General features: G+C 52.9%; 8 protein-coding genes. 5 read left to right on the plus strand and 3 right to left on the minus strand.

Annotated features, from left to right (window positions below; genetic code table 11):
• The first annotated feature begins 278 nt into the window (after positions 1-278).
• Both AAGJ81_04440 and odhB read left to right on the plus strand, forming a co-directional pair.
• Positions 279-3,020 (plus strand): 2-oxoglutarate dehydrogenase E1 component, encoded by a 2,742-nt coding sequence (locus AAGJ81_04440; GenBank protein MEM0965388.1) that lies wholly within the window; start codon positions 279-281, stop codon positions 3,018-3,020.
• A 31-nt stretch (positions 3,021-3,051) separates the two neighbouring features.
• Positions 3,052-4,281 (plus strand): 2-oxoglutarate dehydrogenase complex dihydrolipoyllysine-residue succinyltransferase, encoded by a 1,230-nt coding sequence (gene odhB / locus AAGJ81_04445; GenBank protein ID MEM0965389.1) that lies wholly within the window; start codon positions 3,052-3,054, stop codon positions 4,279-4,281.
• A gap of 137 nt (positions 4,282-4,418) precedes the next feature.
• On the opposite strand, the gene AAGJ81_04450 is transcribed toward odhB, so the two are convergent.
• Positions 4,419-5,039: a hypothetical protein gene (locus tag AAGJ81_04450; protein ID MEM0965390.1), complete on the minus strand. Its 621-nt coding sequence runs from the start codon at positions 5,037-5,039 to the stop codon at positions 4,419-4,421.
• Between the two features lie 206 nt (positions 5,040-5,245).
• On the opposite strand from AAGJ81_04450, the gene AAGJ81_04455 reads away from it, so the two are divergent.
• Genes AAGJ81_04455 through AAGJ81_04465 form a run of 3 tightly spaced genes read left to right on the plus strand, consistent with a single transcriptional unit; the run spans position 5,246 to position 10,608 of the window.
• Complete coding sequence (locus AAGJ81_04455) at positions 5,246-9,196, plus strand: vitamin B12 dependent-methionine synthase activation domain-containing protein (GenBank protein ID MEM0965391.1); 3,951 nt, start codon at positions 5,246-5,248, stop codon at positions 9,194-9,196.
• Between the two features lie 24 nt (positions 9,197-9,220).
• Positions 9,221-9,568 carry a hypothetical protein gene (locus tag AAGJ81_04460; protein MEM0965392.1) on the plus strand — a complete coding sequence of 116 codons (348 nt, stop codon included), beginning with the start codon at positions 9,221-9,223 and terminating at the stop codon, positions 9,566-9,568.
• A gap of 56 nt (positions 9,569-9,624) precedes the next feature.
• On the plus strand, positions 9,625-10,608 hold the full coding sequence (locus tag AAGJ81_04465) for a Solitary outer membrane autotransporter beta-barrel domain (GenBank protein MEM0965393.1): 984 nt from the start codon (positions 9,625-9,627) through the stop codon (positions 10,606-10,608).
• Positions 10,609-10,869: 261 nt separating this feature from the next.
• Here AAGJ81_04465 and AAGJ81_04470 read toward each other — a convergent pair whose 3' ends face one another.
• Both AAGJ81_04470 and AAGJ81_04475 read right to left on the minus strand, forming a co-directional pair.
• The gene (locus tag AAGJ81_04470; GenBank protein ID MEM0965394.1) at positions 10,870-12,417 is read right to left on the minus strand and encodes a M20/M25/M40 family metallo-hydrolase; all 1,548 of its coding nucleotides are present in this window, start codon (positions 12,415-12,417) and stop codon (positions 10,870-10,872) included.
• 30 nt (positions 12,418-12,447) lie between these two features.
• Complete coding sequence (locus AAGJ81_04475; protein MEM0965395.1) at positions 12,448-13,431, minus strand: alpha/beta fold hydrolase; 984 nt, start codon at positions 13,429-13,431, stop codon at positions 12,448-12,450.
• Positions 13,432-13,496: the final 65 nt, after the last annotated feature.

Below are 13,496 nucleotides of genomic sequence, written 5' to 3' on the forward strand. Positions count from 1 at the left end.
TCGTTGAGAAGAGCGACGGTTGGTCGCTCTTTTGAGTCACGACACTTGGGATTTCCCGTGCTGAGAAGAGATCTAAAGACTCTGATGCGAAATTCTGGGTGGTCTTCTTTCGGGATGTTTTTAGTCTTTCATCCTGTTGGAACAAACGGCTTTTCGCCATATCCCGACAAAAGGGGAGCTCCCCAAAAAATAATATCTTTATATCAAGGTAAAAGGCTGTACGGGGCTTGACTACAGGGGTTACGGGGGCGTACGGTTCGGTTTTCGTATCCTCCAACATGAACCACCTTTCCTTCGCTTCGCGGTCGAACAGTGATATTATCGACGACCGTTTTATCTTGTGGCGTGAATCTCCCGAATTGGTCGATCCTGAATGGAGGGCCTTTTTTGAAGGGTTTGAGCTTGCGATGCAGACCGCGAATGGCGGTGGGTCTTTGGCGGCAGACAACGAAACGGTTGTCTCGCAGATCCAAACGCGGGTTGTAGGGGCTATCTATGCCTACCGGTCGATTGGCCATACCGAGGCGGACTTCAATCCACTGATCAAGGAACTGGTTCCCAATCCACGGCTCTCGCTGACCCGGTTGGGTCTCGAGGAATCTGACCTCGATATGCAGTGTGATTCAGGCAATTTTCAAGGGGTGGATCGCTTGACGGTCCGCGAATTGATTGAGCGACTGCGCAAAGTCTACTGCGGAAAGATCGGTATTGAGTACCTCCACGTGCAGGAGACTCCGAAAAGGAGGTGGATTCAGTCGAAAATTGAACCGACTTGCTTCGATCCCGGTTACTCTGACGAGATCAAGGAGCAGATATACCGCCAGATTGCGATAGCGGAAGACTTCGAGCAAATGCTTCACTCCCGGTTCGTCGGACAAAAGCGTTTTTCTCTTGAAGGTGGCGAGACTTTGATCACGGCTCTGGATCGGATCCTCGAGAGGATGCCAGAGCTCAATGTAAAAGAGATGGTCATGGGAATGGCCCATCGGGGAAGGCTCAACGTTCTCGGGAACGTGGTTGGCAAATCACACGCCTACATTTTTCGGGAATTTTCTCCAGACTTCATTCCGGACAAAGATGGCGATCCATCAGGCGACGTGAAATACCATCTCGGTTACGAAAACCGCGTAACGACCGAAAGCGGCGAGTCAGTAGAAGTGAGGCTGGCGGCCAATCCTAGTCACCTGGAGGCAGTCAATTCGGTCGTGGAAGGAAAGGCGCGGGCACGGCAGAGAATTATTGGAGATACAGAGCGGAAACAGGTGCTTCCAGTCCTGATCCACGGCGATGCCGCAATCGCAGGACAGGGAGTGGTGGCCGAGGTCTGCAACTTCTCCAAGCTGAAGGGTTATCGGACTGGAGGCACGATTCATATTGTGGTAAACAATCAGATTGGCTTCACCACCGATCCTGAGGATGCGCGGTCGAGTCGTTACTGCACGGATGTGGCCAAGATGATCGAAGCTCCAATCCTCCACGTAAACGGAAACGACCCGCTCTCCGTAGCCTATGCGGCCGAGATTGCGCTCGAGTATCGCCAGGCCTTTCAGGAAGATATTTTTCTCGATATCTACTGCTACCGGAAGCACGGGCACAACGAGTCAGACGAACCTGCATTCACTCATCCATTGCTCTACAAGAGGATTAGCGAAATGAAATCGCCTCGCGAAGAGCTACGTGAGAAGCTTGTTGGAGAAGGTGTGCTTTCCGAGGAAAAAGCCGATTCCATCGACGAAGCGATCCGGGACGATTTCGAAAAATCATTCGGAGAGGCCAAGTCAGGGGTGAAACCGAAAAGCGGGCAAAATCCGTTTGAGGGTTCGAATGCGGTGTTTCAACCAGGCTATAATTTTGACTCGATTCAGACCAAGGTCTCCGACGAGGAACTCAGCGTTGTAGCTAGTGTGCTTACGACCCTTCCCGAAAACTTCGCTATCAATCGGAAGATTCAGCGGCAGTTGAAGACGAAGTGGAAAGCGTTTGAAGACGACAAAGGTGTCGATTGGGCATTTGGGGAAGCTTTGGCGTTTGGCACTCTACTCCGCGAGGGAACCCCCGTTCGCCTATCAGGACAGGACAGCGAACGGGGAACGTTCAGCCAGCGCCACGCAGCGTTCTACGACATGGAGACCCGGGAAAGATACGTGCCGTTCAATCACATGGCTGAGGATCAGGCGCAGTTTTGCGTTCACAATTCTCTCCTTTCAGAAGCTGCGGTGCTCGGTTTTGACTACGGGTATTCGCTTGAGTACCCGGAGATGCTGAGTTTGTGGGAGGCCCAGTTCGGAGATTTTGCGAACGGAGCGCAGGTAGTTATCGACCAGTTTATTTTTTCCAGCGAATCGAAATGGCAGCGAATCAGCGGGATCGTGCTTTTGCTTCCCCATGGATACGAGGGTCAGGGACCGGAGCATTCCTCTGCTCGTCCTGAGCGTTTTCTACAGAACTGTGCAGAGAATAATATTCAGGTCTGTAACCTGACGACTCCGGCTCAGTACTTCCATGTCCTGCGACGGCAGATGAAAAGGAAGTTCAGCAAGCCTTTGATCATTCTGACGCCCAAAAGCCTTTTACGGCACAAGATGGCGGTCTCTAAACGGGCGGAGTTTACTGGCGAGTGTTTTAATTCGATCCTCGATGATCCAACGTCGACAAAGAAGGAGACTACCTTGGTTTTGTGCTCGGGTAAGGTATACTATGATCTCCTAGAGGCTCGAAAACAATTGGGGCTCGATAGCGTTTCGATTATCCGGGTTGAACAATACTTCCCGTTCAACACCAAGTTCATGAAACGTGTGGCTGGAGCATACGAGGACGTGAAGCGAGTGGTCTGGTGCCAAGAGGAGCCTGCGAACATGGGTGCCTGGACTTTTCTCATGACTCGTCTGGAAGAGGTCTTCGGTTTCCGTCCGGAATATGCGGGCCGTTTGTCCAGCGCCAGCCCGGCGACCGGATTTTTGCCCCGGCACCTGGAAGAGCAGGAGGCTCTCGTGAAAAAAGCGCTGACTGGGGAAGAATAGCTTTCCTGCCAGTCCAAAAACCGAAATAAATATGGCAATAGAGGTAAAAGTTCCCGCATTGGGTGAATCGATCACATCCGGCATTTTGGCAAGCTGGCAGGTCAAAGACGGTGACATCGTCGAAAAGGATCAGGTTCTCTACGAGTTGGAGACAGACAAGATCACCTCCGAGGGCGCGGCTGAAGCGTCAGGGGTCGTGTCCTTGAAAGCCGCGGAAGGTGATGAGGTCGAGATCGGTCAGGTCATCGCGGTAATCGAAGAAGGTGCAACAAGTGCAGGCTCGACTGTTGAGACGGAAAAAACACCGGAAGAATCATCTTCAAAACAAGAGGAGAAAGCGGACTCTCCACCCGTCTCGCCCGCAGTTCGGCGAATCGCTGCTGAGGAGGGACTGGATCCATCTACCGTAGATGGGAGCGGGAAGGGCGGTCGCGTGACTAAAGGCGATATGCTCGCCGCTTTGGGAGAATCGAAGGTGGCAAAGGAGGTCGAGCCAGCTTCATCTGCCGTTAAGGAGGTGAGCGCGGCTCCGAAGGCTCCACCCGCCGGACCAACAGGAGAACGCGGCGAAACTCGGAAGAAGATGACTCCACTGCGGAGGAGTATCGCCCAACGATTGGTAGCGGTTCAAAATGAGTCGGCAATCCTGACCACTTTCAACGAGGTCGACATGAGCGCGGTGATGGGATTGCGGAAGAAATACCAGGACCAGTTTGTAAAGCGCCACGGAATCAAGCTCGGATTTATGTCCTTCTTTGTGAAGGCCGTTGTTGAGGCATTGAAGGAAGTTCCCGGACTCAACAGCCGCTTAGAGGGAGAGGAGCTGATTCAGAACCACTTTTACGATATCGGTGTCGCGGTAAGCACAGAAAAAGGACTGATGGTTCCGGTTCTTCGGGATTGCGATGCGATGTCTTTCGCGCAGACCGAAAGCTCTCTAATGGAATACGCGAAGAAAGCCCGTGATGGAAAGATCCAGATCGAAGATCTTCAAGGTGGTGTTTTCTCGATCACCAATGGCGGTGTCTTTGGATCGCTCTTGTCGACCCCGATCATCAATCCGCCGCAAAGTGGTATTCTTGGGATGCATACGATTCAACAGCGCCCGGTTGCAGTGAATGGAGAGGTAGTCATTCGACCCATGATGTATTTGGCTCTCTCCTACGATCATCGAATCGTCGACGGCAAGGAAGCGGTTTCGTTTTTAATCTCCATCAAAAACTCGATCGAGGATCCGGCTCGAATGCTCTTTGGGGCGTAACTCCGGATTCGATAGCGGGACCGAAATCGGGACTCGAGTGCTTTCGATAGCGATACCGATTTCGATTTCGATTTTTGTGATCATGCTTTGTATGAGGCGCGGTTTAATACTTACCGTTATCGAATCCAGCGAGGAGACTAATCCGCAAATGGATCGTCTGGGATGTCTACCCCAATACTTTTTAGGAGTGCAATTCGTTCCTCAAGGCGGGCGATATCCCGCTGAACGAGCACGAGCTGTTTTCCCGTGCGATCGCGGGCGCGGAGAGATTCCTGGAAGAGGGGTCGGATCCTAGCTCGCTGTTCAGGAGTTCTCGCACCCGCGAGACTCTGCTGAAGTTGAAAGGTTTGCTGCTGCAATCGTTTCCATTCCCGCGCAAGGAAGCTCTCTTTCTTCCGTAGTTCCCGAAGTTCAATAACGAGTCTCTCTCGCGGTTCAGCATCGAGATACTCTTCGATCACATCAAGCTGACGCCCAGTGACGCCGTCGGCCACTAGAAATTTTGAACCATTTCCGCGGGTATGGAGCGACGAAAGATGCGCAAGGGACGCCTTGGATAGAGACGTGAAGGGATAGAGGAAAATGTGTTTGGAGTCCGGTTTCCTAAAGCAGAGGAACGATCCCTGACGTTCGACCTCCACAACAGAAATGATCTCGGCCTCGATAATCGCTCCGTCCAGATTCTCGAGCTCAACGACTGACTTCGCCTTTCCAAGAAGAATCGCGGGGAGAAAAAGGAGGAGAATTACACCTCTCATTAGAGAAAGGTGGCTATTCTAGGTCTCGAAGGCAAATAGAAGGGATACATAGCGTTTCGAGATGGGATCCGATCAGGTTCTGGGTTGAGCGTCGCGATGGATTCCATTTGGACTCAAAATCCAGCCCCTCAAATAACATATCAACGAATCTTGATTTGTTGATATATAGTCTTGATTTGATCGGTTGAGCGGGTAGCTTTATTCACATGGGTAAGTTGTTCCAGCTGCCTGAATCAGAAGCGTTTGCGCCTCTCCGGAAGATTTTCGGGGAGCGTATTGCGTTCCTTGATGGCGCAATGGGCACGATGATCCAGCGGCACAAGCTGGAGGAGGCTGATTTTCGAAACGACGAGTTAAAGGACGTTCCGGGAGATTTGAAGGGGAACAACGATCTTCTCAGCATTACCCGGCCGGAAATCATAGCGGATATCCATCGGGGGTTTTTTGAGGCGGGTTCGGACATCGTCGAAACGAACACTTTCAGTGCAACCACCATCGCTCAGGCGGATTACGGGCTGGAGGACTGGGTGGACCGCATAAACCGTGAGTCAGTCAGGATCGCACGGGAGGTAGCCGACGAGATTTCCGCCCGAGAGGGCCGCCCGCTTTTTGTAGCGGGTGCCATCGGTCCTACGAATCGCACGGCATCGCTCTCTCCCGATGTAAACCGGCCAGAGTATCGCGCGGTTACCTATGACGAACTGCGAATTGCCTACTACGCGCAGGCAAAGAGTCTGGTCGAAGCCGGTGCGGATCTTCTTCTGCCGGAAACTACTTTTGATACGCTGAATCTGAAGGCAGCCATTCACGCTATCGAGGATCTATTCGAGGAGCGTGGGGAAAGAGTGCCCGTCATTCTCTCGGTCACCATCACCGACCAGTCCGGTCGGACTTTGTCTGGGCAGACCGTCGAGGGTTTTTGGAATTCGGTGCGACATTCCAATCCCTTCTGCGTTGGGTTGAACTGTGCTTTGGGTGCAGACCTGATGAAGCCGTTTCTCGAGGAGCTCTCTCGGGTTGCCGACACTTACGTTCATGTCTACCCGAATGCTGGCTTGCCGAACCCACTGAGTGAAACCGGCTACGATGAGACGCCGGAGCATACTGGAAGCGCTCTGGCAGGTTTTGCGGAGGCAGGTTTGGTCAACTTAGTCGGTGGGTGCTGTGGGACAACGCCAGAGCACCTCGCCTCAACCGTAGAAAAGGTTGGTGATTTCGCCCCTCGGGTTGTTCCGGAAACAAATTCTTGTCTGCGCCTAAGTGGATTGGAGGCTCTCAACTTCGACTCGGTGGAGGATGGATTTCTCCTCGTAGGTGAACGGGCTAACGTCACAGGGTCTCCTCGATTCAAGAAACTCATCAAGAACGGCGACTTCGAGGGTGGTCTTGCCATCGCCCGGTCACAGGTCGAAAAGGGGGCGCACGTTCTCGATATCAATTTCGACGAGGGAATGCTGGACGGCGAGGAGTGCATGAGGACTTTTCTAAACCTAGTCGCTTCGGAACCGGACATATCCCGGGTGCCTTTAATGGTGGATAGCTCCAAATGGAGTGTGATCGAGGAGGGCTTGAAGTGCGTTCAAGGGAAAGTGATCGTAAACTCGATCAGCCTGAAAGAGGGCGAAGACAGTTTTCGGGAGCACGCGAAAAAGGTTCTCCGCTACGGGGCAGCCGTTGTAGTCATGGCCTTCGACGAAGAAGGGCAGGCCGTATCGATTGAAGGTAAGGTTGAGATCGCAAAGCGTTCCTTTCGCATCCTGACGGAAGAGGTGGGCTTTGCACCGGAAGACATCATTTTTGATCTGAACATCCTTACGGTCGCGACCGGAATGGAGGAGCATAACCCCTACGCGGTCAACTTTATCGAAGGTGTTCGCCAGGTGAAGGAGGCTTGTCCCGGTTGTCTAACAAGTGGAGGGCTGTCGAACGTTTCCTTCTCCTTTCGCGGAAACAATCCGGTTCGGGAGGCGATGCATGCGTCCTTCCTTCATCATGCCCGTGCGGCTGGACTGGATATGGCAATCGTCAATCCGGGTTTGCTGATGGATTATGATGCCATTGAAGAGCCGTTGAAGACCTTGGTGGATGACGTCATCCTCAATCGAAATCCAGAGGCGACGGATAAGCTGATTGAGCTCGCCGAAGCCATAAAGTCGGGTGAGGCCACCATCGGAAAGGGGACACCTGAGGAGCGGGTAAGTGCGGCAATGAGCGAAGGGATGAAGCTTTTGCAGCAGCTCTTCGAACGTGCTTCCCGGGAGAAAAATCCGGAGATTCTGGAGAAATTTATCCAAGGGGGTGCAGGAGCGGTTCCGGCGGCCGAGGCAGATAAAAAAAAAGACACTGAAGGGTCCGATTGGCGCACACGCGACCTGAACGGGCGGATCGAGCACGCCCTAGTTCGAGGGATCGGCTCTCATATTGAGGAGGATACGGAAGAAGCCCGACAGCAGATGGACCGTCCTCTTGAGGTAATCGAAGGTCCGCTGATGGACGGCATGAAAGTTGTCGGTCGCCTTTTTGGGGAGGGAAAGATGTTTCTGCCTCAAGTTGTGAAGAGCGCACGGGTGATGAAGAAGGCAGTGGCTTACCTCCTCCCTTACATGGAGGATGAGAAATCGGAGTCGAGCGCTGCAGGGACCTTCCTGATTGCGACCGTGAGAGGAGATGTGCACGATATCGGAAAGAATATCGTGGCGGTTGTTCTGGGTTGCAATGGCTACAAGGTCGTCGACTTAGGGGTCATGTGTGAGCTCGACAAAATTTTGGCGGCCGCCGAAGAGCACAATGCCGATTTCATAGGGATGTCCGGGCTGATTACTCCTTCTCTGGACGAAATGATTGTGAATGTGCAGGAGATGGAAAGGCGCGGGTGGAAGACGCCTGTCCTGATTGGCGGAGCGACTACATCAAAGGCTCATACGGCAATCAAGATCGCGCCTCATTTTTCGGGACCGGTGGTTCACGTCACGGATGCGTCGCTGGTAACAGAGGTTTGCAACCGGCTGGGAAATCCGAAAACGAAGGACGAGTTTCTCGTTGAACTTGAGGACCAACACCAGAAGGCGAGGGAACGACATGCTGCTGGCTCTGCTTCCACGGCCCGCTACCTTCCGCTCGCGGAGGCCCGTGAGCGACGGTTTTCCCCTGACTGGAGCACTTTCGAGGCGAATCTCCCGGAAGAGACAGGAACGCGGGTCCTCGAAAGCGTTCCTGCTGAGGAGGTAGTGGAGTATTTCGATTGGTCACCTTTTTTCCAAGCGTGGCAACTGAAGGGCAGCTTTCCCAAAATCCTGAGCCACCATCAACGCGGAGAAGAGGCAACCAAGCTTTACCACGATGCTCTAGGGATTTTGGAAGAGCTCGTTGGAAACGAACGTGTGAAACTGCGGGCCGCAATGGGTTTGTGGCAGGCCAATTCGATTGGCGATGACGTTGAGGTTTACGGCGGTTCTAGTGCAAACGATCTCTTGGGAACGTTTCACTTTCTCCGCCAACAGAAAGAAAAGAGCTCTTCAACCGATTCCTATCTGTCGCTGGCGGATTTCATTGCGCCGGTTGAATCGGGTAAGCGCGATGTCTTGGGTGCGTTCGTTTGCACCGCGGGTTTTGAAATTGAGGAGTATGCGGCCTCTTTTAAAGAAAAGGGAGACGACTACACTGCGATCCTGATTCAAGCGCTGGCGGATCGCTTTGCCGAGGGACTTGCGGAGTATTGTCACAAAATGATTCGTGATCAAATCAACGCTGCAGGAGCGGAGCCGTTTAGATTCGGCGAAAGACTTCCTGCCAACAGAGGAGAGGTGAATCCAAACGTAGAATGGATGATCAAGGAGAAATACCAGGGCATCCGTCCCGCAGCTGGATACCCTTCATCACCCGATCACACCGAGAAACAATTGATATGGGACCTCCTGCAGGCGGAAGAGCGGACTGGAGTATCGCTCACGAGTAGCTACGCGATGTTCCCTCCGAGTTCGGTTTCTGGTTTGTATTTCAACCATCCCGACGCGAAGTACTTTGCTGTAGGCCGAGTCGCAAAAGACCAGGTGGAAGACTATGCGGCCCGGAAGAGAATATCGGTCGAAGAGTGTGAGCGCTGGCTCCAGTCGGACCTGGCTTATGAGCCTGTGGCTGCTGAGGCGGTTGGAGCGTAGCAAATCCACCTCAATTTCATTTTCATGGACGAAGGAATTCTGAGACGACGCCTTCTTCAGCTTGGTTTGTCGGAGAGCTCCTGCAAAGACTTTGCCGGGCGTTTTGCTCTTCGTTTTGGTGGTTCCGGCGAAATTTGGGATAAGCTGGTTTTGGTGGTTGATGAATCAGATTACGGCTGGCCGGAATGGTTGGAGGCGATTACGCTGCTAGACGAGAAGGTTTCCAAGGCAAACGGTGGTCCAGTTTCACTGACTCGGATGATCGGCTATATTGACTGTGTAGCCGAGGGAGCGCGGAGTGCTCGCTTTCTTGAGCCACTACCGGAGGTGACTATTGACGCTTTCGAATCCTATGGATTTGAAGTGGAGTAGTGGGTAGGCAGCCTGCCCACTTTAGTGCCCTTTAAAAATGCCCTCACCCCCCAACCATGCGGAGTATTTTTCTGTTCTCAGCCACCCTGATGCTTGCGTCGGTTTGTCGTGGAATTGATTTGGGTCTTTCGAATCCTTTTCAGGACTTGATCGACAGCGTTCGCGACTTCGCTCTCGAGCAGGTGGGCCCGGCACAAGTGGGGACTGGCTACGCAGCACTCATTAACTTCGCCAGCAACCCCGATATTGCGACTGCAACCTACTACGTGGATCCGGGGCCAAACGCATCGGCGGAGATCAATGTCTATCGCGTAGGTTTTCGGAAAGACTTTTTTGAAGACGGAGATCGCTGGAGACCATTCCTTCAGGGAGTGATTCCTTACCAGACGATTGATTATCGGCTGGATATTGATTCGGAGGAAGCGGTTCGTGCTGATTGGACGGCCTACGGTTTCATTCTCTCCGGCGGAAACGAATTCGTTCTCAACGAATTTTGGACGTTCGCCCCAACGATCAACTTGGGGTTTGTTCGATTGGAAAGTAACGCAGGCTACCGGGGAGCGATTGCAGAGAATATTCTGGATCCGGCGTTTGAGGGGTCGGTCTTTGACTGGGAAGCAGACGCGATTCTGTCGGGCCTCACCTTCGCCTTCAAGTACGAGCAACCGTTTGACTTCTACACGGCCCGCCTTTCGACAAGCGCGACCTATAACGAGATAACCACTTACCGGACATCCACCGACGACATCGATATATCCGGATCGGCAACCACCATCGATACCGATCTGGAGGCAGTTTTTCCCACCTTCTTCGAGTGGAATCGCTTCCCGGTTTCGGTGGTTCTGACGACTGGCGGAACTGCGTTTTTGGGCGGAAGTCGCCAAGCCCTCGGGTTTAACTCGTTTCTAAGCTACGGAGCCGCAGTCGAGTTGAACATCAAGCGTCTCGATTGGCCCATGCAAAATCTAAGACTGGGAGGGCAGGGGATCGCTGGCGACAATGTCACCGGATGGAGCATTATTTTCAGCTATGGATTCTAGTGAGATGGATTCATCTTTTGGGCACTTCGACTAACCTCCTTTGGACGTGACGAGAGCAATTTTGGATTTGAGCAAGGCGACAGCTCCGCTTGGCGGGCTAGAAGCCCGTCTGCGGAGCCGCAACGCGGCTCAAATCCAAAAGTCCTTCGCCCCTATGGGGTTGCGGCAGCACCGGTTCCGGGCAGCGTTAGCGGAGAGGTCTGAGGGCCTCTGGCCCGCAAACCTCTCCGCAGCCTCACCCGGATTCCGGCGGAGCCGCAATCACGAGCCAAAGGAGGTTAATCGAAGTGCCCCTTTTGCTGCCAGCTCTTCAAACACCTCCGCAAACGCGCTGATTCCATTGCGGAGGATATCCAAATGGAAACTTTCGTCGGGAGCATGAAGATTGTCCTCTGGGGTGAATAAGCCGACCATGATGGTATCGAGCCCGACAATGTCCTTAAGGTCCGCGATAATGGGAACGCTGCCACCTTCCCTCAGGTAGAGCGGCCGCTTACCGAACGACTTTGTGATTGCTGACTCGACTACAGAAAAGCCTTTTTGGATTGCCGAACTTTGATCCGAAGGGGTGTTGGAGTGCCCGGGTGGAACGATCGAGTAAGGATTTCCACGTCCATGCGCTTCTACCTCAAGACGGACTCCCGAAGGTGTTCTTTCCTTTAGGCACTTGATCAGTAGCTCTTCGATATGAGCTGCGTCCTGACCAGCTACCAATCGGCAAGTGATCTTGGCGAAAGCTTTGCTCGGAATCACTGTCTTTTGTCCCTCTCCCTGAAAACCTCCACCAATACCATTGATCTCCAGCGTGGGACCAAAACGAACCGCTTCCAGAGCGGAGTAGCCGGGCGCAGTGAAAAACTCGTCTACTGAGAGAAACTCGGCGTATTCTTCTTCATTGGATGGATGAAGGGAGAGTTCTTCCCGCTCCCATGGCTCGGGCAGTGAGACGCCATCGTAGAATCCAGGTAGATTGACGGAACCATCCTCCTTGTGAAGCGTTGCGAGGAGAGTGGCCAAGGCTTGAATAGGGTTGCGAACCGCTCCTCCGTGAATGCCTGAGTGAAGATCCATTCGAGGCCCGGTGAGTTCTACTTGGAGCGATACAAGTCCCCTAAGAGCGGTTGTAATCACTATTTGGTCAGGCGATGGGCTACCCGTGTCTGAAAGCAGAACAAAATCGGCCTTAGCGAGCCTCTCCTTATATTCCTTCAAAAAACCTCTAAAACTCGGGCTCCCAATCTCCTCTTCGCCTTCGATAAAGTAAGTGATGTTAAGAGGTAGATCTGGATTTTTCTCCAAGGCCTGCTCAAGAGCAGCCATGTGAACGATTTGGGGTCCTTTGTTGTCTGCCGAGCCCCTTCCATAGAGACGGTTGTCACGGACTTCGGCCTCAAAAGGTGGTTTTGTCCACAGTTCCAGAGGTTCGGCCGGCTGCACGTCGTAGTGACCATAGATCAAAATATGAGGCAGTCCTTCACCAACGAACCGCTCTGCGTAGAGAATTGGATGGAGTGGGGTAGGTATTTCTTCGACAGCAAACCCCAGGGTCTGAAGCCGCCTTGACGCAAAATCAATGGCACCTCTCATCCCATCTCTTGCTTTTGGATCAGTGGAGACACTGGGAAAAAAAATGTACTCGCTGAGAAGCTGAATTGGATCAGTCATAAACGGCCACGGTGCTGATTCCCGTGGGAAAAGCAACGCAGAGGTGACGAGTTCTTCGTTATGTTCTGGGAAACCGAGGACGAAGGTGTAACGCGTGAAAGCCAAACGGAAATATAGACGAAGGTCTGGTAAAGACTTAGCCACGCCCGCTCTTTGCAAGGGCGAGATTGACTCTCATTCCTCTGCCTCGGCGACTCCAAAACGCCAGGACTCAATCTCAACCAGGAGATCCTCCTTAGGGTAGTCTCTGAGAAGAAGATGGTGACCTTCAGGGTAGAAGATAACCTCCGTCGGTCCTTCGAGGTCCGTTACCGCTCCGGCGAATTCATCGATACGGGCCGCCGGGATAAAGGCATCCTTTCCTCCATAGGCGATCAGTCGTGGGACACCGCTTATCGATTCGACTAGGGGTTCTGTCGAATTGACCAGCTCAATCGACGAAACGAGGAACCGCAGGGTCACCTCATCGATTCGGTGGGGAGCCTCTTCGAGTGCTTTTTGTTCTTCTGGAAGAGGTGTAATTGGCGGTCTTTCCTCCACGCCTTGCTCGTCCCCGAGATCGACAAGGTTGATTCTTCGGGTAGGAACCAAAGTCAGAAATATTTGGCCCATAAATCTCTGCAGAGCGGTCGCTTCGAGACCAAACTCGACCACAGGAGAGAGCATGACAACCCCTGCAAGCGGAACGGTTTCATTCGGGTCTCGGTAGAGGGACACGATCGTGATCGAGACTCCAAGGCTTTCTCCCACCAAGTAGATCGGAGTTTCCGGATGCTGCTCGGCTACCAACCTCATGAACTCTCCAAGGTCTCTCGGCCACTCGAAAGGAGATTCCACATCTCCTTTCAGGTCCGTATCTACGTCAGGACCCATTCCCCGCAGGTTGATTGCGTAGACAACATCACCCCAATCAGAGGCAGCTTCTGCTAAAGGAGTGAGGTCGCTCGCGGCACCCGCAAACCCGTGCACGAGAATCCACGCTGCCTTTGGTTGTTTGGATTGTTCCCAAACCTGATACGTATGAGTAAATCCATCCGTCGATTGCCAGCGCTTCTCTCCGATAAAGGAGGCCTCGCCTGATCTCTCCAAAGGACGAAGTCCGCAACCGCAGCCCATCGCAATACCAACTATGAGAATAAACCGAATCCAAAAGTGCACCCCGCGAACAAAAAGGAAAAGCGAGTCAGAGCAACTGAGAGGTGAGGCTCAATTAGAAACCGACT

Source organism: Verrucomicrobiota bacterium (assembly GCA_038744685.1).
Taxonomy (GTDB): Bacteria; Verrucomicrobiota; Verrucomicrobiia; order Opitutales; family Puniceicoccaceae; genus Puniceicoccus.